This window comes from Vibrio algicola (genome assembly GCF_009601765.2).
In the GTDB taxonomy this organism is placed as follows: domain Bacteria; phylum Pseudomonadota; class Gammaproteobacteria; order Enterobacterales; family Vibrionaceae; genus Vibrio; species Vibrio algicola.
On sequence record NZ_CP045699.1, the window covers coordinates 2,230,055 to 2,254,004 of the forward strand.

Consider the following 23,950-nt stretch of genomic DNA (forward strand, 5'->3'; position numbering starts at 1 on the left):
AGATTCTCAGCAATGAAAAATCAGAGATTTTTCTGTTCTGGGAAAAGAATAACTGAATTATGCCTCTTCCATTAAGTCCCAATATTCACTATCGAGCTTCTTAATTTCAATTACACTTCAATCTGCATTAGCTAAATTAAATACTCAATTACTTTTTCCGTTTGGCATTTACTTTTAACTGCTTATTTCCTAAAAGAGATTCAGTGTAACTGAATGAAGATATTAGCCCAACTTTCTCTAATTCTTTTACTAGATTTAAATTATATGGTGTATCAGGGATATTAGTGTTTGACCTAGTAATTACAATGTTATGGTAATCGTTACCAAGTAAGCTCAAAAGTCCTTTTTGACTATCTTGCTCTAAATTTTTAATTTGATTGGTATAAACTGTAACTTTCTCTTCTGTTGAACTACCAATCCTTAATAAACTATCAAGCAGATCTGGACTTATTTTCGGCTTAGGAAATGGGGTTTCATTCAAATTAGAAATAACAGCATCTAATATTACAGCAGATGCATTTTGCAACTGTTCTTGCAGTTCAGTAATTATAATATTTTTTTGCTTAACTGTAAGTTTTGCGGAGTTTAATAGAATACGTAATTCATCAAAATCAAAGCTAATTCCAGCCTCTTCAAAAGTAAAATTTTCCAAGTCAATTTCGGTTAAAAACACATCAAAACCTTGTTCTAATAATAAGCAAGAGAGCTCAGAATCAATTTCTTTTAATTCTTCGTAATTAGATTTAGTTACACTAATGTTGCCGTTGAGGATTAGGCTATTTAATTTATCATTTACTATATTATCTAGGCTAATTTCATTAAAAGATCCTGCTACAACTGCCTGAAGCTTTTCAAAAGATGAGAGATGAATATCCTTACTTATCAACAAATCAACGAATATACGCTCATCTTCATCACTTAAATCCGCCTCTTTTTTAAGTAACTCAAAATGAACAGAAGGTAGATTCAAAAAACTAGCAAGTTGGCTTTTATCGAAGCTTTTTGAACGTATAAAATCTTTTACGTTACCCCAAGATGCTTCAATTTTATTATTTTGGAAGAATATGCCCCACAGAGTAGTTTCTTCGTAAATTTCAGATAAGCTATTAATTTTGCACTTCTCATTAATAATGATCTTTTGTTTAACTTTAGCATCTACCTGATCATTATTAAGTAAATTTCGATATTGAACTTTATTACCTATTCCAATTTCCCCCGATTCGATTAAGTGAGAAATAGCGATAATATTATTTTCAATAAGATTGATAAGATCTGTATTGTCTATTTCATAGATATCCGAAAGGCTGAATGTGTTAGAAAAAACTTTATTGCTTAAGGAGTTAAGTGCTACCAATAAATTAGCTTGGCTAATAACAAATAACTCTTCTTTGACAATAAACTTTAAAAAATCAGTATTTTTTGCACAGTCATTTATTTGTTGAAATTCAATTTGTAGATATTTAAATAGCCCTTGTATTATAGTTACATCATTTTTTTCCGTAGGAATAGCATTGGAAATACTTTCGTTTTCATCAAGATAGTTTTTTATAACATTTGAACTCTCTTCATTCAGTTCATCACTATTTACAGCCAATAATAGCCAGATTAAAAGTTCATTTCTTTTTTCTATTGTTAAATTTTCATACGATATAATGCTTAACCAAATATCTGACCAGTTATCAATTATTAAACGCCCAAATCCTTTGGCATTAACCAGCTCTTGATTAGCCTCGTAAAGAACTTCAATATTATTATCCTGCTGTTTTAACACATACTCAATTACATTAATGAGTATGCTTTCGTCCCCCTTAACTAATAAATAATCAAGCATAGTATAATTAAAAAATGACAGGCTACGGAACTCATCTTCTGAGAAATACTTAAGAATCTCAGCACAATTAATTAATGATTTATTTGATTCTGTTATTTCATTACTCTTAACAGCCATAACAAAATCCATATCACTTTTAGCAATATTTCCCTCGTAAAAAACAGATATATAAAGATGATATTGTTCATCTATATATCCCTTTTCAATCAGATGAATAAGTAATTTATCATCATTTATAGCCTCGAATACGCTTAATCTATCATACTGCTGAATTAGCTCTTTAATAGACAAATGGGGTATTGAAGTTAACTGTTGTTTAAGCTTTTTAATGTCTAATTCAATCTTAGCTCTGTAACTTTTGTTTTTATTTTCAATATTCTTCTTACGGGTTGCATATGGAGGCTCAATACCATTAACCAAATCAGCAAACATTATTGCTGATCCCCAATGGCTATTCCAATTCTTTGTATCAACCCGATTTTTTATCATTAACCTTTCAAAAGTCTCAGGCTCCGTAACACTTTGAATATTATTATCCTCTATTGAGTCGAGCTGATTAATATTTGTTACAGCTAATGATAAATATACGACATTTAACTCTTTAATTGATTGTAAATGCTCCTGTTCTGAATCAATTATATTTTGTTCAAGTAAATGAACTTTATCTTGAACTGAACTTTTAAAATCACTTTTCAAGCTTTTTAAGTCGTTAAAAAATGATGCTAATTTGCCATTACCAGAATGAAGTTCTGCAAAATCATCACAATAGATATTTTTATAAATAATGAAACTGAAGAGCTTTTGTAGTTCAATTTGAGGGAGATTTTTTTGAAGGATAGGTTTATATATTCCGTATTCAGCTACGATATTTTTCAACATTCGCATATCATCAACAAATACAGCGATATCTCTTAGATAAACATCTTTAAATTCATTTTCAAAGCCAGAATCTTTTAAAAGGCGTTTTAATAGAGGAAATGAGTTTGATTTATTTGTAACAGGAATAATCGGAATTATTGCATCAAAGAACTTTGTTCTACTTGCACCTTTGAAAACATCATCTTTCAATGCATATATGAACCGAACACTTTGCTTAACATCTGCACTATCGTTGATTAACTTATTTAGTTCTTTAAGTTGAACAAATATTTCTGAGCGTTCAAATCTGTCTAAATCTTCAAAAAAGACGACATCTGATTTTGTTTTTGAAAAGTAATATATAATTTCTTCTAAATAAATATTGAATACAGAGTCATTTGAACGTTGCTCAAACGCAACCTCACCTTTTAAAGGATTGAATTTACTTAAATTAAACTTGGGAAATATTTTAAAGGCATCCTTTATAGATAAAATAAGGATGGAAGTAACATAAATGATTAATACCAATGAAAAAGTAGAAATTGCACCATCTTTCAAAAACTCAGAAAAAATATGTTTTAACGAGTATTCAGGAATATAAGACATTATTGCAATGAAAATGCCTAATATTACAAAGCAAATTGATGAGCTAAAAGCATTGAAATAATTAGGGTGAGATTTAATTATTTTCCTGAATCTTGAGTTTGGAGTATTCTCGCTGTCTGTTTTATATAAAATTTGCTGGACAATACTTTTTTCAACCCTATTTATATCAGCTACGTCCCCTTCTTCAGGTTTATCTGGCTTGTCATCGCTAAACGCCCCAAGTGATATACAAGTATATTTATGATATGGATGAAGCCTCATATAAGTGTTAATAAATGAGCTTTTACCGCCAGAATAAGGTGCTGTTATTGCGACCTCTTTTACTACTTCACGATTAACCAATAATTCATTTAATCGATCAATATATTCTTCACAATTTTCAGCATTATCAGTAGGGCAGAGATCAGGAAGTTTAGAAGAATTAAAAACTGGTTTTTCACTATTAAGCTGAATTAATTTCCAGCATAGGTCTACAAATAACCTCTTAATGAATTTAATTAAAGCAGTAACATTAACCATTTTTACCCTACTAATATTTAATGTATTTAAGTGCTCTACAAATGAGTAAAGCTATAAACAAAATAATAACCTTTACCTACGCTACATTGCGCTTAAAGTTCTCTGCTTGCTCAAAAATCTCTTTATACACTTCATCACGGTCGATCGGTGGGTAGCCCCATTCATCAAGCAAGATGATCAAATCAAAGTGCAATTCAGCCTTAATATCATCACGTTTGTTCCAGTCAGTGTATTTAGCTTTATCATCAATGACTTTTTTCACTTCCTTAGCCAAATCAGTCAATTTATCTTCTGGGTAGGTAAAATCATACTTTTGAGCGAGTGAGATCAGAATGTCGTAAAACGCTTTTTCTTCAAAATCTATTCCCATTTCACCGAAGGAAGCCATCTCTTCACGCAATTCGTTATAGAGATTAATAATTTCATCAGAAAAATCAGTGATAACCTCAGAGCGAAGCACATCTTTTTCTTCTCGCTCATTATATTTCTCAACTAACAGATTCATCTTTTTAGAGAAATCGACACCTTTTACTTTATTGGTCTTTTTAAACTCACCAATCGCTTTGGCAAGCATTTGCTGAAGCAATTGAAGCTTGGTATTGGGTTGTTTCACCATCTCTAACTTAGCAAGATAATCTTCATCAAAAATATCAATCTCACAGCCTTGATCATCACCCAGCTTAAATATCTCTTCTACACCGTCACTCATCAGCGCATCTTTCACTAAATTACGCACTTTACGGTTCATTTGATCAACATCAGGCGCACCGCCAGTCGTGATTTTAAAGACAATGGTTCTAACAGCCAGATAGTAATGAATCTTGTCTTTATGGGATTGTTTTAGCTCGCTACTACCTACACAAATATCATAAGCTGATTTAAGTCGCTTGGTTAAATCCATAAAGGTTTTTTCAAACTTCTTAGTTCTCAGCGCATAATCAGCAGAAGCATTTAAACAATGTAATTGCTCAAGTGCAGAGCCAGTAAAATAGGGTTTTGAGTCGAATTTATGGAATAGCCCATCAAGTAAGTTCAAGTGATCTTTCACCACAATCACAGACTGTTTAATATCTTCCAAGTTCTGATCTTGGCCGCTTGTATATTGAGAAAGAGCAAGGTTCATCTGCTTTTTAATGCCGATATAATCGACTACTAAACCATTTTCTTTTCCTTCAAATTTACGGTTTACCCTTGAAATAGTTTGAATCAAATTATGTTTCTGCAACGGTTTATCAATGTAGATAGTATCGAGGAACGGCACATCGAATCCCGTTAACCACATATCTACCACAATAGCGATTTTGAAGTTTGATTTACCATTTTTAAACTGACGATCTAACTCTTTACGATGCTCTTTATTACCCAATTTTTTCCAGAGTGTTTTATCATCATCTTTGTTACGAGTCATAATCATTTTGACTCGTTCCATCGGTTTAACTTTTTTCTTATCACTTTCAGATAGGGTTGTTCCCTCTTCACACACCTTAACCTCATCCCATTCAGGACGAAGTTCAATCAACTCTTGATAGAACTGATAGGCAATTTCACGACTGCTACAAACGAACATCGCTTTGCCTTTTTGAGTCGTGCCTTCTTCTACACGACTTTCATAATGTGCGACAAAATCTTTGGCAATGGATTTAATACGATCAGGATCGCCCAGTATGGTAGACATACTCGCCATTGCTGTTTTACTTTTATCTATTTGATATTCGTTCGTTCCAGCGTCTTCACACGCTTTATAGTATTTTTCTACTTCATCAAGCTGTTTACCATCAAGTAAAACTTTAGCCGCTCGACCTTCATAAACAATACGCACGGTAATTTCATCAAAAACCGATTCTGTCATTGTGTAGCTATCAACGACTGCACCAAATACATCCAGCGTTGCATCTATTGGTGTGCCTGTAAAGCCAACATAAGTAGCGTTTGGTAAAGAGTCGTGTAAATATTTAGCAAAGCCGTAGGTTTTCTTCACACCATCTTCAGTAACAGTGACTTTCTGCTCTAAGTTGGTTTGGCTTCGGTGCGCTTCATCCGAGATGCAAATAACATTAGTTCGTTCAGTGAGTAGCGCTAAATCTTCGGTAAATTTATGAATCGTGGTAAGAAAAACACCGCCACTTTTACGCCCTTTTAGGTGCTCACGTAGCTCACTTCGACTTTCTACACTGATAATATTCTGATCGCCCACATAGGCTTTTGCATTGGTAAATTGCCCAGCAAGCTGATCATCTAAATCGGTTCTATCGGTAATAAGAATAATGGTTGGGCTACCTAGCTCAACATCTTTCATCAATAGGCGAGACAAGAACAACATTGTGTAGCTTTTACCACAGCCCGTTGCGCCAAAGTATGTTCCACCTTTACCATCTCGCAAACCATCAGCATCAATCAAATTGCCCTGCTGATCAGTAAGCTTCATATGTTGTTTAATATTGGCAAAAAGCTTTGTTGCTGCGTAATACTGAGGGTAACGACAAACAATCTTTTCTTGTTTACTTGAAGTGTCAGGCACGTAGATAAAATGACGAATTACATCGGTTAAACGCTGTTTATTAAACAAACCGCTGATCATAGTAAAGAGTGAATCAATACCGTCTTTATCCAACTTTTCTTCACCAGTCACTTTACGCCAAGAGTAATAAAACTCATAGGGGGCAAAGTAGGAACCCATCTTATTATTTACACCATCACTAATCACACACAAAGCGTTGTATTTGAATAACTCAGGAATATCTCGATCATAGCGATTGGTAATTTGCTCGTATGCACTGAATAGTGTTGCTTCTTCTCGAATGGCACTCTTAAACTCAAATACGACAAGCGGTAAACCGTTAATATAGAGAATACCGTCAGGGATACGCAACTCGTAGCCTTGTATCTCCATCTGATTAACTACTCGATAAATATTAGAATCAGTTTTAGGCAAATAACTAACGCTAGGCTCTGCCACTTTTAATTCTGAAGATTGATTGAAATTGCTTAATTCAGCTTGAATCGTTTCATAGTCAATAAGCTGAATATATAAATCTTTTTTGCTCGCATCTTCTCGCTTGAGCAAAAAACCATCAGAGACAAACTTCATAATGGCTTTGTTGGTATCGTAGAGATCCGAAGCAGGAAGGTATTCCAGTTTATGGATAATGCTCTCTATCTCAGAAGCTGTAATGCTTTCAGCTTGGTAGCGTTTGGCCAAAAATTCACGAAGATCGGGCTTTATTAGCACATCTTCAGCTACTCGCTCAATCGCCTCACCACGAGTATGCGGATAGCCTTCTTTCCCTAGCAGTTCAATAATGGCTTGTTCTAGCCTTTCTTCTGTGAATTTCATTACTTTTTACCCTACTTAACTGATTCTAAATTTAATTCTTGTAGAACACCCCGAATCAATACAGGACAAAGAGGCTGAATTGAAGATTGTAATTGTTGATATATTTTTTTGCGTTCTTCCAATACGTTATGAATTGCGATAATAGCTTTCTGTTCTTCTATAGTAGGAATTGGCAACTCAACATCACACATACTTTTCCAATCAAATGTCTCTCTAGCACTTCCCCAAGAATGATAACGGGCATAACGATCAAACTCTTTTCTACTAAACCATAAATATAGATATTCTGGTAACAACCCTGAATCTTTTTTTACTTCAAATACGGTGTAAATAGCAGAGACAATGCACGATTTCCCTTCTTGATTCATAGCTATAGCTATTTTATCACCTCGCCTAGAAGTGTCTGCAACATAAGCAAACTCATTAGCTTTAACTACTCTATACTTAGAAAAATCAACACCATTTGTATTCGCTTTTGACTCAATTAGCTTTTTGGCTGTTGATATCCCTCTCAAATATGAAGTTGATAAATCGTAATTTTTCAAATCAGATTGAACTATATATGACTCTAATCTCTTCTTGTTACCAGTTAATATTTGATTTTCAACAAACGAATCACATATAAATTTAAGGCTATCTAGACTATCTTTATACACTTTTTGTTTTGCTATTATAGCTTTGTATATTTTGACGTAATTTTTCTGTGTCTCTAATGATGGCAAAGGGATTTCGATCTCACAGAATCGTTCCCAATCTAGGCTAGCTCTAACACTTCCATCACTAATAAACCAACCGTAACGATCAGACTCGGCTCTCAAAAAATAAATCATTATGAATTCAGCTATCACAATAGATGTATCAATGACCTCAAAAACTGAATAAGCTGGAGAAATAACAGCTGCTGATTCATCTTTATAAAGTGCAACTCGAATCGTTTCATCTCGGCCTGTTTGCATTGGGCTGTAGCAAAACTGGTCTTTTTTAATTACCTTATATTTGGACAAATCTGTATTAATTGTATTCGCTACTGATGGCATAAATTCTTTCTTAATATTCATCCCCAATAGCAGTTTAACTTTACAATCAATATTACGGTTATCTACTAATTGAACAAGCTTCCCAATAGGACTAAATTTTGAGTTCATAACCCAACCCCTTGAATGCTTCTATTAATTCTTTTTGAGATCTATTCTCTTCATTTAGTAAGCTATCAAACTGCTTTTGAATTTTTTTCATCTCGTGATCGAAGTTAATGTCCTTGTCAATATCAATAAATGGAATGTATTTACTGGGGATTAATGAATAATCCTTATTTTTTATTTGAGCTAATTTAATTGATTGGCAAAACTCAGGGATGTTTTGATATGTTTTTTCCCAATTTTTTTGTTGCCAGTTATGATAAATACTCACAACCTCCTGAAGATCCTCCCCTGTTAACTGAGTATATTTTTTTTCAAATTCCGAACCTTTTCGCCTCAAATCCATAAATAAAACTTCACCTTCCCTAGAACGGTATTTTTTATCCTGATCACTCAAGTGAATATTATGTTCTTTTTTATTTTTATTAATAATCCATAAAGTTACACTAATATCTGTGGAATAAAACATGTCCCTAGGAAGAGTTATTATTGCTTCAACTAAATCATTTTCTATCATTTTTTTACGAATTTTGTATTCTTCTCCACTTCCAGATAAAGCACCATTAGCAAGAATAAATGCAGCGACCCCATTCTCTGATAGCTTGGATACCATATGTAATATCCAACCGTAGTTAGCATTACTAACTGGTGGAACATCATATCCATTCCAGCGATGATCATCTTTAAGTTCATCAGAAGCACGCCAATCTTTTTGGTTAAAAGGTGGGTTTGCCATTATAAAATCGGCTTTTAATAACGGGTGTTGATCGTTGGAAAAAGTATCTTTCGCTGCTTCACCAAGGTTGGCAGAGATACCACGAATTGCTAGATTCATTTTCGCTAATTTGTATGTCGTCTTAGTATACTCTTGCCCATATATAGAAACGTCTCTAGTATTTCCCTTATGGCTATCTATAAACTTCATTGATTGAACAAACATTCCACCTGAACCACAACAAGGATCGTAAATCTTACCTCTGTATGGCTCAATCAACTCAGCAATCAGGTTAACAATGCTTTTGGGTGTATAGAACTCCCCTTTCCCCTTACCCTCTGCAATCGCAAACTTAGACAAGAAATACTCGTAGACTCGCCCCACCACATCTTCGTGCGGATTCGCTAACGTGTCGATGTTATTAATCACATCGATCAGCGCAGATAGTTTGCTAACATCTAGCCCTAAACGTGAGAAGTAGTTATCTGGTAATGCACCTTGTAGTGCTTTGTTGGTTTTCTCGATAGTGCTCAAAGCAGTATCAATTTTTAGCGCAACATCTTCTTGTTTAGCGTTTTGCTGAACAAAGCTCCAACGGCTTTCAGGCGGTAAATAGAACACGTTATCTTTGGTGTAGGCTGGTACCATATCAATATGCTTTTCAAGCCCTGCATCAATCAACTTCTGACGTTGTTTTTCAAAGGTGTCACTGATAAATTTTAAGAAAATGAGACTTAAAACTACGTGTTTATATTCTGCTGATTCAACACTACCACGCAGTTTGTTAGCTGCATCCCAGAGTGTTTCTTCAAATGATTTTTCTTTCTTTTTTGCTGTTGGTTTCTTAGCCACTGAGTAATGCCTTATTGAGAGTCAATTTTAGAAGATTCATATTGATGGATTATTAGGCCAGATAATACCAAAAAAATCTTATTTTTTATATGGAAACAAGATCTAATAAAGACTAAATATTACAAACCTTGTAAAAATTAGAATTAAAATTTCCTTGGCTAAATTGCTAAAACAGCTAAATTAAAACGAAAAACAAGTCCCATTTTTTCAATAACTTGGAAAATAATCAATCAATGGTAAGACATAAGTAATCCATAACAAAAGGAGTTGCTTATGAAAAAGCCAAGATCGAGTGCTGGACGCACTACTGCCAAAACAGACCAACAAAGCCAAATACTTGATAGATTATTTGATTATTTTTCAAAACCAAAAGGTGAAAAACCAAGCTCAAATAGTGATGTAGAAGTGAGTTTTTATCGCAGTGCCTTGAGAAGTTTGCCAATGAACTTTCACAACAATGAGTATAACGGAGTAAATATTATAATGTTGCTTCAAGAAGGAGAAATCAACGCAACCAAAGTTCCGATTTACTCTACTTTCAAACAAGCTTCTGATTTACTTGAACAACATAAAGATAAACTTCCCCCTAAATCCGAGACATTTGATCCTGAAAAGCCTCTCAAAGGCATTACACTCGATGCTCAAGTCGTAAAATACCTAGAGACGTATAAAAAAGATGGGGAATTAATCAGCAAAAGTGTTTTTGAAAAAGAAACAAGAGGAATGTCATTCACTCAAATGCGTGAAAATGGCTACCAGAAACGCAAAGGATTAAAGCCCTACAAAGTTTTTCCAATCGAAAAAATCAAGAATTTATTGCCAAAATCGTTTATTGAAGATCGTGATTATTTTGCACGGCAAGAAGAGTTAGAGAATAAAGTTATGTCTCCTGAAATGGAAGATATTGAGTTTGTTGAAAAAGCAAAAATTATCATTGATGCAATGGGCGTGCCTGTGATTGAGAAAAATCAAGATCGAGCTTTTTATTCACCAAAAGATGACTGCATCACTATCCCACCAAGAAATAAATTTTTATCAGACAAAGCCTATTTTGCTGTAATTTTACACGAGCTTTCACATAGCACAGGGCATCCAAGTAGATTAAACAGAAAACAAAACAACCCTTTTAATTCAAAAGGATACGCAACTGAAGAGTTAGTGGCCGAGACAAGCACTATGTTTATATGTTTAGATGAGGGCTTGCAAACTTTTAATAGCCACGCCAAATATTTAGAAGGTTGGTCAAGCCACTTTGCCGACAAGAAAAAAGCATTACTCAGCATTTGTAAATTAGCCCGTGAGAGCCAAGAGTTTATCAGCCGTAAGGTATTAAAGCACAAATTAGATCTTTCGATACAATCACCTTATCAAGTGCCTGATAAGTTGGATTTTGAGCTTAAATTAGCAGATAAACATACTGATGCATTGAATGAGTATATTGTTAAAAGTGCAAATAACCACAGTCCACTGATACCGTTAAAAAACCAAAAAATAATCGGTTACAACGAGTCTAAAGACGGGATTGAGGTTTTCACCTCCGATAAAAAAGTAGCGCTTACAGGCGTATCTAGCTCTATTGTTAAGAGAGAATTAGACAATTTAAAATTACTACAGTCGATTATCTTTGATGTCTCTGTTGATAATAACGATGAAACTACTCCTACAAAAAACAGGTTAAAACCATCACGTTTATCAATGTGATATTACCCAGCCCAGAACGACAAAAAGCCCTAAACGGGCTTCTTTGTATCGTGTTACTGAAAATTTTTATTTTTTATTTATTTCTATCTATGTTGTGCAACTCCTTGTCGCTTGTAGTCCCCTTCTTGCTTTAATTAACTTTATGCTGCACTTAGTAGTAATGCCGAATACTGGTCAAATAGATGACGTTTACTCTTTATTTTGAAGGAAGGCAGTAATTTCAAAGCTGCTTTCCGATTATTATTCTTGATATAAAAGCTCATCATCTCTTCTTTACTTTCAAACTCGATGCTATTGATTAGTTCGAATAAATGATCATCGTATTTTTCAAATATTTCTGAAGTTACCCGATTATTGCAATCAAGCGAGATCTTTCCACCCTTGAATTGAATCACTTGCTTTGTGCCTGATTGAACAAAATCAACATTATTAGGTAGCCTTTCTGTATTAATGTATTTATCAAGTAAAAGTTGTTTTTCAGTTTCTAACTTCAAACTATTTTTTAGTAACTCAACCTCTGTTAAACATTGGGGCTTATTAAGCTCAACAATAAAAATATGTTCAACCACAGCGTTACTTATATTCGTGTTCTTACCGCCTTTAAACTTGTCGTGCTTATGCGTTTTAACCTTAATAGAGTGCTTTCCATCATTAGATAACACATCGATCAGCTCAGATTGAGTTAAAATCCCTTCTTGGTTATATGAAACGATAAGATATTTAGATCGATTACTCACATCATCAAGTAAAGCTTTAAAAGCGTGGTAAGCTTTCTTATGTCTAATCCCTGCTAGATCAACTACTTTCTTATAGCAAAACTCTGATTTATTTTGCTCTGTTCGGATTCCACCTTTCCCAGAAACAACATCCAAATCACGGTTATTCACGGCTGTCGTTAATAGATGGTAATTTCCACTGTATTGATGGGAGTTGTAAGGTGAATCACAATAGACAATATCAACATTGAGAGCATTATTGCTCATTACTGAAACAGCATCACACGTAAACGATTTTCCATTCTCAGCTTCAATGAGCGGTAATTCGGTTAAAATCATATCAGCCATAATTCGACTAAGCGCATTTTTCCCCTTACCACCAAAACCGTTATGAAAGCTCTTCATATGCCCAGAGCTATTGATATTTTTGGTCATTAAGTGCAATAAATCGGCTAAAATGACATTCTTGGCTTTTTCATTAAAGACAGGCACGCCATTTAATTTAAATTCAAACACCGCATCGAGAACACTATCTATAAACTGAGCATTTTCTTGAGTGTAAAATAATCTTTCAGTCTCAAAATCGGCTTGCTCAGTAATCTTGGGAGCATAGTGAACTTGGAAAAAAGGCTTTATCTGATTATCGCCTAAGCCTCTCACGCTATTCAATAGATCAACCACTTTTCCATAGTCAGAACTCTTATCTGATTTAATAAATGGGATATTATGAATCGAGTAGTAACTGACCAATTTCTCGTAGACACAGGAGAAAATTGCCTCTAAATCGGACTTGTTCATTCCAATCATCACATCATTAATAATGGCAGAGTATTTTTCTAAATCATTGCATAAAACAGAATACCCCTTGTGCTTGAAACTACGTGCAACAACACCTGAACCAGAAAAAATATCGAGGATTTTAATGCTTTTTTTATCTCTGTTTTTCAATGATGAATCTGATGCGATCAAGCGTGAAACTTCATCATTAATGAAACCTAACTGGGTGCGCTTATTACCCAAGTAAGTAATAATATTGTTCTGCAAAAAATCGGTATTACATTGTTCTAATTTATTTATTGTATTCATAGCTATTTCCCCTTTATTTATTGTTTTCTTCTAAGTTGTTAATGACATTTAAAACAGTATCAAGCACGTCAATCGCACACCTAACGGCTCTAATTAGTAATCGGCATTGAAGATCTCCGTCAATACTACCTTTTGTCAGTGTTTTAAGGTTTTCTTCAAGAAAATCAGCAATGTTAGAAAACTCCCCCATCAGGTGTTCAGCTAACTCAAACGAAATACAATCTTCTAATGAAAACAGTTCTTGAATGACCGTCATCTCTGCTCTGCACTCTGGTAGAGCATCCAAATCTAAGAAAAAGCGCATTGATGCCGCTACAAAGTTGCGATCACTATTAAAATCATCACGTTGGCTTGCTATTTCTTTCATCACTTCTAATACACACATATTTATTTCTCCTAAGTTTTGTTTTTTATTTGTTCATTTAAATTTATTGTTTATGCCTTTAAATTAAGTAAGTAGCGTGTTCATACTTCCATTAGGGTCGACTTCTTTAACAAAAACCCAACGAGTTCCTGGTCTCATATTCTTGTATTTGTTTTGGTAAAACCTTTTAGCTCTGAGGTTTCTATAATGAGGAATTCGATGATTAACTTTTCTTTCACTCTTGCCTGTTTTGGTCTTTTGAGAACTATGTAGAACAGAAGCGGTATATGAGACTTTGTTTTTATCTTTTGGAAGGGATAGAGCTGATTTTGGGTAGCCATCAATCAATTTTTTCAAGTCGGTTGCTGAATGATATACACATAAAGAAAGTGCAATTTTTGTGATAATACGGAGCTCTTCAGATCCCTGACTTGGTAAATTAGTTAAATGAGTTTTTTTAATTGTCTCTGAGTAGTCTGGTAAGTATGCAAAGAATGAATTTATCCAGTGCTGACCTTTCGTTTTTGTGGAACGATCACAATTAACAGTAATACACAATTCATCAGGGTCTATTTGGCTTGAACCGTTGATGGTTAACGGCTCTTTATACATCTCAGAAAACTCTTTCACCGTCATAATAGAGATAAGAGCCGTTTTGACTTCAACATCATTAATAACAGTATTAGGAGCAAAAGAAATTGAAAAGGTTTTAAATGGAGGTGCCACATTAAAATTATTTTCAAAATCAAATTTAGCTTTATATAGGCTTTTAGCTAATGATTTGCTATCAAAAAAGATCACTGGCGAAGCATTATCAACCCAATGATTTTCTTGTAACACCAATCTTCCGATTGATGCTTCTTGTGAGGTATTTGGTTGAGACGACAACTCAAATATCTCTTCAATATGTTTATTTGGGTTTCCTTTCTTACCACAGATTGAACGTATATATTTTCTACCTGTATTAGTGCTTTTCAGTTGATCTATTTGAGTTTTATAAATTGGGTATTTCATAGTGTTTTCCTTATATTTAGGGTGCAAAAAGCCCCACCCAGCGGGCGTAATTTTTTTAATGATTTGTTTGTTTTATTTAAAAATTAAGTTCGAGTGAACTAAGGAGCTACACTATGGAAAGTGCATTAAATATAAGGAGTGAAATATGTTGTTAGCGGATTTTGGACGCAGTAAAACCTCACCGATGTTATGCATAGGTGATAGGGTTCGATTTTGGGGTGTGATTGATTGTGTTGACATATAACTCTCCTTCTAAATTAAACCACCAATTCAGATGAGATAGTTACTTACGTCAGCGCATCAAGTTAAAACAGGTATAATAAAAACACCAGATCACAACAATACTTTTGTATTGATTGCATTAGTTACTTTTCGACTAACAGGCACAATAAGCCAGCGTTAACCGATAAATAATTGGATCTATTTTGTGTTAATTAAAATGCCTCTAAACTTAATACTCCTCTGTTAATGTAAGTAAAAAATCATCTTTAAAAGAAAACCTCAATAGGTTTTCTTTGATATGAGAACAACTTTTGTGTTCTCTATTTGGTGGCTAATTGGAGAGTGAGTCCACTTTGGAGAGTTAGTCCAAGATTAACCTTTGTTTCTGCGTGTATCTAAAGAATATCCATTCTATGCAGTTGACTAAATATACATCCTCATATAGTAAAAACCACCTATAAGATTTAGCTTGAGCATATAATAACATTAAACACACACCCAAGTCAATAAATAAATTTTTTAATTATTGACAAGTAAAAAAATTTCATTTCTATTTTTCTTTTGTATAAAAATACTGTGCAACAACCCTTTTTCAATAAGTGATTACTTGGGAATATAGACAGAAAAGATTCGAGTTGGTATTGTTTCAATCGTGATGAGTAAATGGATGTCTCACACTGCCGATTTTAATATCGGCTTACTAGACCCGCTTTTAATTGGGGTCCACTATGAAAAAGAAACAAGAAAATACTGTAACTATGACTCACCACATTTTATTGGCTCAGTTTAGTAATAGGCTGTTAATACCAGTAGAAGAACTGGCTGAATCGTATTTGGGGATTGCTGTTAATACCGCTAAAAGAAAGGCTAAAAGTAACGAGTTACCTTTTCCTTGCTTTAAGATGGGTATGAGTCAAAAGTCTCCTTATGTTGTTCATCTGGTGGAATTAGTGAAGTATATAGATAAGCGCACGAATGAGGCTAGAGGTTTATGGAATGAATATCAGTATCGCTAATGTGTTTGTCGAAATCGGTGCTACTTCATCTTTTAGATGGAGTTAGCGCCACTTTTAACCCTAATTCAATTTATGATCCCATACAGAAAAACACCCCACACACGATCCCAAATCAGAAAAAAAACAACAAAACCACTAATAAACAAAGACTTAAATTAAAAATCAGTCCAATCCAACATTGGAGCGACGCTGAATCTTTGTAATGGGTAATTTTTCATGGCAGTCTTAATGGGATAAATATCTCTGAATTATTAGGCTAAATATTTTACCATAGGCACAAATGGCATACACCATTGAATAATTCAGCTCGACTACTCTATTTCAGCGACTCCAAGCACGAATTTCCGTGTTTTTATAAAGAAAGGTTCTTATTTTGAATACACGCTTATTACAGCAAGTTCTTGAACGTTGTCAGCAAAAAGGGGTTCGCTTAACCTCGCAACGCCAACAAGTGCTAGAGCTCATTTGGCAACAAAAAGGCTCATCCACCGCTTATGAGCTATTAGATAAATTAAAAATCAATGAACCACAAGCTAAGCCACCGACGGTTTATCGCGCGCTGGAGTTTCTGCTAGAACAAGGTTTTATCCATCGGGTTGAATCGACCAATAGCTTTGTTTCATGCTGTTTTTTTGGTGAGCATAGCCATGAACATAAGCACTTTTCACATTTATTGATTTGCGATCAATGTGGTGATGTCAGTGAGTTGCAAGATGAAGCGTTAGTAGCGCTGCTGACCAAGAATATCGATCTGCATGGTTTTAAGCTGACTAACCATGTGATTGAAACTCATGGTACTTGCAAAAACTGCGTGTAAGCTAAATATCTAGATCTCTAAATCCAAGACACAAAAAAGGTTGGCGCAATGCCAACCTTTTTATTTGCTATAACCATTCCACTTACTATCTGAAATGGTGACTAGTTATCAACTTAAGCTTTAAACGCTTTGAATGCGTTAATCAAACCATTGGTTGAACTGTCGTGCGAATCCACCGCTTTTGCATCCGCAAGTTCAGGTAAGATTTGGTTTGCTAATTGCTTACCAAGTTCTACGCCCCACTGATCAAAACTGAAGATATTTAAAATCACACCTTGTACAAAGATTTTATGTTCATACATAGCAATCAAGTTACCTAATGTACGAGGGGTTATTTGCTTGACTAAGATTGAGTTGGTTGGACGATTGCCTTCAAACACTTTAAATGCCACTAAATCTTTCATTTCTTCAGCAGTTTTTCCTGCCGCCGCAAACTCAGCTTCAACCGTGGCTTTGCTTTTACCAAACGCTAACGCTTCTGTTTGAGCAAAGAAGTTTGACATCAGTTTTTGATGATGATCGCCCACTTGATTATGACTAATAGCTGGCGCGATAAAATCACACGGAATTAATTTGGTCCCTTGGTGGATCAATTGGTAGAACGCATGTTGGCCGTTAGTTCCTGGCTCACCCCAAATAATTGGGCCTGTTTGGTAATCAACCATATCACCATTGCGGTCAACACATTTGCCATTGGATTCCATATTGCCTTGTTGGAAGTAAGCGGCAAAACGGTGCATATATTGATCGTACGGCAAGATAGCTTCAGACTCTGCACCATGGAAGTTATTGTACCAAATACCAATTAACGCCAAGATCACGGGAATGTTGCTCTCAAACTCTGTGCTTGAGAAGTGGTTATCCATCTCATGCGCGCCTTCGAGTAACTCAACGAAATTATCAAACCCAACCGATAAACAAATTGATAGGCCAATTGCCGACCAAAGTGAATAACGACCGCCGACCCAATCCCAAAATTCAAACATGTTGTCAGTATCAATACCAAACTCAGCGACTGATTTAGCATTAGTTGAAAGCGCAGCAAAGTGTTTTGCAACATGGGCACTGTCATTTGCTGTGGCTAGGAACCAATCACGAGCGCTATGAGCATTAGTCATGGTTTCTTGAGTGGTGAAGGTTTTTGATGCCACTAAAAACAAAGTCGTTTCTGGGTTTAAATCTTTTAATGTTTCAACAATATGAGTGCCATCTACGTTAGAGACAAAGTGCATATTCAAACGTGTTTTGCTTGATGCCAATGCTTCCGACACCATGTATGGGCCAAGATCTGAGCCACCGATTCCGATATTCACAACATCGGTAATTTCTTTTCCGGTGTAACCTTTCCATTCACCTGAAACGATACGGTTAGTAAACGCTTCCATTTTTTGCAATACCGCGTTAACGGCAGGCATCACGTCTTGACCATCAACCACAACAGGTTTGTTGCTGCGATTACGCAACGCAGTATGCAATACCGCACGGCCTTCGGTTTTATTGATGGTTTCACCATTGAACATGGCATCAATCGCAGATTGTAATTCGGTTTGCTGAGCCAAAGAGAATAAGTGAGTCATGGTCTCTTGGTTGATCAAATTCTTAGAGTAATCCACCAAAATTTCCGAGCCAAATTTAGCCGAGAATTGAGAGAAACGCGCACTGTCTTGGGCAAACAACTCACTGAGTTCCATATCTTGCGCACTTTCAAAGTGAGCGGTCAGCGCTTTCCACGCCTCGGTAGTGGTTGGATTAATATTTTTCAGCATGATGATGATCCTGATGTCTGTTGGATTTATTCCTCTCTATCGATGACATACCGATAAAGCGAACCCCCGATTAAAAATAAATTCACACTCAATCTTCATTGAAATTATTGAGCACATACCCACTCAACTAACTTGGCGGTATGGTTAATTATTATCTGTTTTGATTATCGCAACGATTTCTATGATCGATATTGCGTTATATCATTGATACTGGTCTTACCTATCTCTGTAGCTTTTGTCGTTTTGAATCGTTTTAAAATAGCTGATGTAAGTTAACAAATTTAAAATGGCTGATTAATCATGACGCGGAAGATACTTTCTTCATCGCCCCAAGCCATTTCGGTTCGAACCACAACCCCTTCAACTTGGAAACGGATCGCGCCGCCAACACTGGTTTGCATATCTTTATGCAAGGTTGAGATATCATAGTCATCTGCCACTCGACCAATATCGGTAAACACCACCCACTGCCACCAAGGCACATTGTACAAGTCAAAAATAGGCCAATTTTGCAGTGGCTGCCAGTCGGGCATGACTCGGTATTCTAAACTGTAGTTAATTGCCGCTCGTCCGGTAAATCGTCCACCGGAAAAAGCACGCTGACGAAATATGCCACCAAGGCGAACGCCTGCATACTCTGGCGGACGGTGCTCATTACCCGCACTGCCGTTATCCCAACTTGGCGTACCCGCCGTATAAAAATCAAACGCTAAGACTTGCTTGTTGAATAATTTGCCCAGCGAACCTAAATCCCAAAATTGACTGTTTTGAAATTCCCATGTGGTCCAAGGGTTATCGTTACCCAAGTCGGGCGCATAGGTTAAACCGAGTTGAGTGCGAGAGCCGGTGGTGGTATTACGAATATCATCACGATTATCCCAATCCGCTTTGATCTCAACTCCCCAAGTGGAATTTGATTCATAATCCTCATAATCATCTAAATCACGCGTTTTATAGAAAGGTCTGATCCATAAGGTGGAGACACCACTTTTTAGAGGGTTGGCCGAGGTCACATCTCGAGTTGGCGCGAAACCAGCCGCTCCTCCCAGTTCTGCCCCTAAGCCGATTGGCAGAATATAACGAAAAGAAGCTTGCAAGCGTGATTCTTGGCCATCGCTTTCTACCGAATCGTCATAGTTGGAATTATTGTGCGAGTTCGCGCCTAAATAGTAGTCATAATCTTTAAAGCGAGCGCTATAACCATCCATATTCAATAACCAGTTATTGGCTATTTGGTAGTTATACCCCCCCAAATAGGTCATATAACTGCCTTTATCAGACACAAAACCAGCACCAATTAAAGCCGCTTGGGGTTGACCGGCACCTTTTAATACCCCTGCCGCGCCAATCGAGTTACCGATACTGCTAGAGATAAAACCAAAAGGCACGACTTTAAAATCGGAATACCATGATGAGCCAGAACCTGATTGCGCTTTTGTGTGAGTTTCAGATGACGATTGAGTATTGTCTGCAGTTGGGTTACTTGGGGTTGGTAAGCTTTTAGGTCCATTAGCACTAACCGACAATGAGGTACAAACTAATACGCCGGCAAGTAAGATCTGGCGTGGCGATAAAAGCGATTTGAACATCATTGCCAATCCATGCATCGAAGGTGTTATTCCTGAGTATATTTTAATATTACGCGGCCGGTCAGTTGAGTGACCAATTCATAAGCAATGGTGCCTATGTGCTGCGCCACCTCTTCTGCAGGTAAATTCTCGCCCCAGAAAATAGCCTCATCACCGACCTCATCTTGACTATCAGGTCCAAGATCCACCGTAAGCATATCCATCGACACACGACCGGCTAATTCAACTCTACGACCATTAACCAAAACTGGTGTCCCGTTGGGCGCAGTGCGTGGATAACCATCACCATAGCCCATCGCGATCACGCCCATTTTAGTATCTCGCTTTGAGGTCCACGTCGCACCATAACCGACACTTTCCCCCACTTTAACGTCCCGCACTGCAATCAAATGTGAAGTCAACGTCATTACTGGCTGAAAACCTAATTGTTGAGCATTAGAATCCGAAAAAGGCGAGATACCATACATAATGATACCCGGTCGGATCCAATCAAAATGGCTGTCAGGCCACATTAAAATACCAGATGATGCCGCCAGAGAGCGCGGACCTAGGTTATCGGTTAGAGATTTAAACACTTGAATTTGTTGCGTTGTGATCGGATTATCTAATTCATCAGCACAACCAAAGTGACTAATAAAGCACAGCGGTTGTTGCACATTATCGCACGCGGTTAAACGCTCAATAAAATGCTCTACCTGCTCAGGCCGAACCCCTAACCGATGCATTCCGGTATCGATTTTTAGCCATACCGTGATCGGTTTAGTGAGGCATGCTTGTTCTAAAGCCAGCAGTTGTTCTTCACAGTGAATCGCCGTTTGTAAATCATATTCGCTAAGCATTTTCACATCACTGGCGGCATAAAAACCCTCTAATAATAAAATTGGTTTTTCGATACCTTCGGTCCGTAATTCAATCGCTTCCTCTAAACGAGCAACACCAAAAGCATCAGCGTCGCCTAAACTCACCGCGACAGGCACTACGCCATGACCATAGGCATTGGCTTTAATGATTGCCGCTACTTTACTCGATGGCACCTGTTGCTTTATCCGTGCTAAGTTAGACTTAAGCGCGGATAAATTAACGTACGCGGTTGCAGCCTGCAAAGCATTATTATTTGCCGTTGGATTTGAACTGTCATTCATACGATTGAGTTACTCATCATCAAATGCAGGGCCTGCATAGTTATCAAAACGGGAATATTGCCCTTGGAAGGTTAATCGAACCGAACCGATTGGGCCGTTACGCTGCTTACCAATAATGATTTCCGCGATCCCTTTTAAATCACTTTCAGGGTTGTAAACTTCATCACGATAAATAAACATAATTAAATCCGCATCTTGCTCGATCGCTCCCGATTCACGTAAATCCGAGTTAATCGGACGTTTATCGGCGCGTTGTTCCAAAGAACGGTTCAGCTGAGACAGTGCCACCACCGGAACATTTAACTCTTTGGCCAACGCTTTCAATGAGCGTGAAATTTCCGAGATTTCTAAAGTACGGTTATCTTGCATGCCTGGCACTCGCATTAACTGCAAGTAATCGACCATGATCATCGACAACCCTCCAGTTTCACGCGCAATACGACGAGCGCGAGAACGTAAATCAGTTGGCGTAAGTCCCGAACTGTCATCAATATACATATTTTTTTTCTGCGTCAGAATTCCCATCGTCGAGGAAATCCGCGCCCAATCTTCATCATCAAGTTGACCGGTACGAATTTTAGTTTGGTCAACCCGAGAGAGTGAGGCTAACATACGCATCATGAGCTGATCAGCGGGCATCTCTAAAGAGAAAATCAACACAGGCTTGTCTTGATCCATGGCGGCATTTTCACATAAGTTCATCGCAAAGGTGGTTTTACCCATCGATGGGCGCGCCGCCACAATAATTAAGTCCGAACCTTGTAGTCCCGCCGTTTTCTTATTCAGATCACCAAAACCGGTATTAATACCAGTGACACCATCTTGTGGCGTTTGGTACAAAATCTCAATCCGCTCAAGAGTTTTGGTTAAAATTGTATCAACACTTTGAGGGCCTTCGTTTTCGGTTGTACGCTCTTCGGCAATGGCAAAGACTTTACTTTCGGCCATATCCAATAAATCGGCCGAACTGCGACCTTGCGGATCATAACCGGCATCGGCGATTTCATTGGCAATCCCAATTAGACTGCGTACCACCGCTCGCTCACATACAATATCTGCATAAGCATTGATATTGGCAGCACTTGGGGTGTTTTTTGCTAAATCAGCTAAGTAAGCAAAACCTCCAACCGATTCTAACTCTTCGCGTTGTTCGAGATGTTCTGATAAAGTGATCAGATCTAATGGTTGATTATCATCTAGAATCGATTTAATCGCGCCAAAAATAGAACGATGCGGACGACTATAAAAATCTTTACCGACCACTTTGCCTGAAATAGAATCCCAGCGTTCATTATCAAGTAATAAACCACCTAAAACAGATTGCTCCGCTTCCAAAGAGTGCGGTGGTACTTTAAGAGCATCGACTTGAGAGTCGATAATTTTTCGAGTTTGATTATCAGCCATGGGATCACTTGGTTGCAGATTCTAGTCGTCCATTATAACGGAGTGTGTCGATTTGTAATCACACGATCGCATAAAATACAGAATTAACTCTATAATGACCGCCGTGTTATTATACTCGGCTATAATCGCATGGTTTTATTAACTCTTTATTTTATGAGCTATTGGTTTGATTAACGATTAGTTTGATTAACTTAGGTAAGTGAATTGGCGTCAAAACGTTTATTGCCTCTGTTGTTTTTATTGTGTAGCGGACAAGTTTATTGTGCTGATGCCAATACAACATCAACAGAGATAACACCAGATCCTGTTACCTCACTTTCAGATGAGACTCAAAGTGCGAATCCTGCTGCCTCAAAAACACAAGCGCCTGAGAGTGACAATACTACCGATAGCGAAATCGATGATGCCGCGATTGCCAAATTATTAAATGAAGATGATAATAAAGAGGAAGATGAGGCACCACAAGAACCCTCTCCTTGGACATCAGAGATTGAATTTGGTTACCGCTCCGAGCAAGGCAATGACGATGAACAATCATTAAATACCCGCCTATCACTTTCTTACATTAAAGGTCGCTTACGCAATAATGGCGAAATCAAAATCTACATGAAAAATGAAGATGGCAAAGTCGATGAACGCGAGCAAACCTACCAGTTACAAAGTGACTATAAGCTCAGCCCTAAAATGTATGCTTACGGTAACTTTAAAGGAATCGATTCTAAATATGATTCTTATTTCCATGATTACACTATTTCGTCCGGTTTAGGTTATCAAGTCACCAATACCGAAGATATGAAAGTAGAGGTCGAATTCGGTCCGGGTTATCGTTATCAAGAACCCAATACTGATGAGATCGATGATGATGACGCCATTTTCCCGGAAAATGTGAATGAACCCATTATTCGAGCTAACTTTAATGCCTTCTGGAAACCATTTAAAAATACCTCATTTAACTTTGAAGGTACGGTGGTTTCCGGTTCAAGCAATACTCGTTTTGATTCTGAAATCAGCATTGTCAATCAAATATCCGAAAGCATCGCACTCAAAATTGCCCAATCCCGTCAGCATTTAAGTCGCGTTCCCAACAACTTAGAAAAAACCGACAGTACTGTCACTATCAATTTATTGTTTAGCTTTAAATAATACCCATCGTAGTTATACTAATTCCATTTAATATTTGATCAATTTGAATACGCGAAAAGACGCTGATCCATCCTTAGTCGCTTGAGAAAGCCCATCCATGGCCTTTGACACTTTTC

The 23,950-nt window shown here is 36.8% G+C and carries 15 protein-coding genes; 4 read left to right on the top strand and 11 right to left on the bottom strand.

All coding sequences use genetic code 11. The features are described from left to right. Positions 1-148: 148 nt before the first annotated feature. The 4 genes from GFB47_RS10155 to GFB47_RS10170 all read right to left on the bottom strand — a co-directional run bounded on the left by GFB47_RS10155 (position 149) and on the right by GFB47_RS10170 (position 9,854). Positions 149-3,814, bottom strand: coding sequence for a YobI family P-loop NTPase (locus GFB47_RS10155; protein WP_153447865.1), 3,666 nt, complete (start codon positions 3,812-3,814; stop codon positions 149-151). 76 nt (positions 3,815-3,890) lie between these two features. Continuing rightward, positions 3,891-7,148 carry a type I restriction endonuclease subunit R gene (locus tag GFB47_RS10160; protein ID WP_153447866.1) on the bottom strand — a complete coding sequence of 1,086 codons (3,258 nt, stop codon included), beginning with the start codon at positions 7,146-7,148 and terminating at the stop codon, positions 3,891-3,893. Positions 7,149-7,159: 11 nt separating this feature from the next. Next, positions 7,160-8,293 (bottom strand): restriction endonuclease subunit S, encoded by a 1,134-nt coding sequence (locus GFB47_RS10165; protein ID WP_153447867.1) that lies wholly within the window; start codon positions 8,291-8,293, stop codon positions 7,160-7,162. Next, positions 8,277-9,854, bottom strand: a complete 1,578-nt coding sequence (locus tag GFB47_RS10170; protein ID WP_153447868.1) for a type I restriction-modification system subunit M — start codon at positions 9,852-9,854, stop codon at positions 8,277-8,279. Before GFB47_RS10170 ends, GFB47_RS10165 begins: the two co-directional genes overlap by 17 nt. A 273-nt stretch (positions 9,855-10,127) precedes the next feature. Between GFB47_RS10170 and GFB47_RS10175 the strand changes: the two genes are divergently transcribed. After that, a complete protein-coding gene (locus tag GFB47_RS10175; RefSeq protein ID WP_153447869.1) occupies positions 10,128-11,555 on the top strand; it encodes a zincin-like metallopeptidase domain-containing protein in 1,428 nt (475 codons plus the stop codon). Between the two features lie 140 nt (positions 11,556-11,695). Here the strand turns inward: GFB47_RS10175 and GFB47_RS10180 are convergent, their stop codons facing one another. The 3 genes from GFB47_RS10180 to GFB47_RS10190 form a co-directional block, all read right to left on the bottom strand. Then, complete coding sequence (locus GFB47_RS10180) at positions 11,696-13,357, bottom strand: DNA adenine methylase (protein WP_153447870.1); 1,662 nt, start codon at positions 13,355-13,357, stop codon at positions 11,696-11,698. A gap of 13 nt (positions 13,358-13,370) precedes the next feature. Then, entirely contained in the window at positions 13,371-13,742 is a 372-nt protein-coding gene (locus GFB47_RS10185) for a hypothetical protein (protein ID WP_153447871.1), read from the bottom strand. Positions 13,743-13,805: 63 nt separating this feature from the next. After that, complete coding sequence (locus tag GFB47_RS10190; RefSeq protein WP_153447872.1) at positions 13,806-14,735, bottom strand: hypothetical protein; 930 nt, start codon at positions 14,733-14,735, stop codon at positions 13,806-13,808. A 950-nt stretch (positions 14,736-15,685) separates the two neighbouring features. Here GFB47_RS10190 and GFB47_RS10195 point away from each other — a divergent pair. Continuing rightward, positions 15,686-15,973 (top strand): pyocin activator PrtN family protein, encoded by a 288-nt coding sequence (locus tag GFB47_RS10195; protein ID WP_134277953.1) that lies wholly within the window; start codon positions 15,686-15,688, stop codon positions 15,971-15,973. Positions 15,974-16,346: 373 nt separating this feature from the next. Then, on the top strand, positions 16,347-16,790 hold the full coding sequence (gene zur, locus GFB47_RS10200; RefSeq protein WP_153447873.1) for a zinc uptake transcriptional repressor Zur: 444 nt from the start codon (positions 16,347-16,349) through the stop codon (positions 16,788-16,790). A gap of 113 nt (positions 16,791-16,903) precedes the next feature. On the opposite strand, the gene pgi is transcribed toward zur, so the two are convergent. The 4 genes from pgi to GFB47_RS10220 all read right to left on the bottom strand — a co-directional run bounded on the left by pgi (position 16,904) and on the right by GFB47_RS10220 (position 22,691). Then, positions 16,904-18,556: a glucose-6-phosphate isomerase gene (gene pgi / locus GFB47_RS10205; RefSeq protein WP_153447874.1), complete on the bottom strand. Its 1,653-nt coding sequence runs from the start codon at positions 18,554-18,556 to the stop codon at positions 16,904-16,906. A 281-nt stretch (positions 18,557-18,837) separates the two neighbouring features. Further along, on the bottom strand, positions 18,838-20,148 hold the full coding sequence (locus tag GFB47_RS10210) for a BamA/TamA family outer membrane protein (RefSeq protein ID WP_153447875.1): 1,311 nt from the start codon (positions 20,146-20,148) through the stop codon (positions 18,838-18,840). A gap of 23 nt (positions 20,149-20,171) precedes the next feature. After that, on the bottom strand, positions 20,172-21,248 hold the full coding sequence (gene alr / locus GFB47_RS10215) for an alanine racemase (RefSeq protein ID WP_153448215.1): 1,077 nt from the start codon (positions 21,246-21,248) through the stop codon (positions 20,172-20,174). Positions 21,249-21,296: 48 nt separating this feature from the next. Beyond that, positions 21,297-22,691 (bottom strand): replicative DNA helicase, encoded by a 1,395-nt coding sequence (locus GFB47_RS10220; protein WP_153447876.1) that lies wholly within the window; start codon positions 22,689-22,691, stop codon positions 21,297-21,299. A gap of 396 nt (positions 22,692-23,087) precedes the next feature. Here GFB47_RS10220 and GFB47_RS10225 point away from each other — a divergent pair, with 396 nt between their 5' ends. Then, positions 23,088-23,834, top strand: coding sequence for a DUF481 domain-containing protein (locus GFB47_RS10225; protein ID WP_178306492.1), 747 nt, complete (start codon positions 23,088-23,090; stop codon positions 23,832-23,834). Positions 23,835-23,950 lie beyond the last annotated feature (116 nt).

Excerpts from the sequence above, each read along its gene's own strand:
- GFB47_RS10155 (WP_153447865.1), bottom strand. The coding sequence starts at position 3,814 with ATGGTTAATGTTACTGCTTTAATTAAATTCATTAAGAGGTTATTTGTA.
- GFB47_RS10160 (WP_153447866.1), bottom strand. The coding sequence starts at position 7,148 with ATGAAATTCACAGAAGAAAGGCTAGAACAAGCCATTATTGAACTGCTA.
- GFB47_RS10165 (WP_153447867.1), bottom strand. The coding sequence starts at position 8,293 with ATGAACTCAAAATTTAGTCCTATTGGGAAGCTTGTTCAATTAGTAGAT.
- GFB47_RS10175 (WP_153447869.1), top strand. The coding sequence starts at position 10,128 with ATGAAAAAGCCAAGATCGAGTGCTGGACGCACTACTGCCAAAACAGAC.
- GFB47_RS10180 (WP_153447870.1), bottom strand. The coding sequence starts at position 13,357 with ATGAATACAATAAATAAATTAGAACAATGTAATACCGATTTTTTGCAG.
- GFB47_RS10185 (WP_153447871.1), bottom strand. The coding sequence starts at position 13,742 with ATGTGTGTATTAGAAGTGATGAAAGAAATAGCAAGCCAACGTGATGAT.
- GFB47_RS10190 (WP_153447872.1), bottom strand. The coding sequence starts at position 14,735 with ATGAAATACCCAATTTATAAAACTCAAATAGATCAACTGAAAAGCACT.
- GFB47_RS10195 (WP_134277953.1), top strand. The coding sequence starts at position 15,686 with ATGAAAAAGAAACAAGAAAATACTGTAACTATGACTCACCACATTTTA.
- pgi (WP_153447874.1), bottom strand. The coding sequence starts at position 18,556 with ATGCTGAAAAATATTAATCCAACCACTACCGAGGCGTGGAAAGCGCTG.
- GFB47_RS10210 (WP_153447875.1), bottom strand. The coding sequence starts at position 20,148 with ATGATGTTCAAATCGCTTTTATCGCCACGCCAGATCTTACTTGCCGGC.
- GFB47_RS10220 (WP_153447876.1), bottom strand. The coding sequence starts at position 22,691 with ATGGCTGATAATCAAACTCGAAAAATTATCGACTCTCAAGTCGATGCT.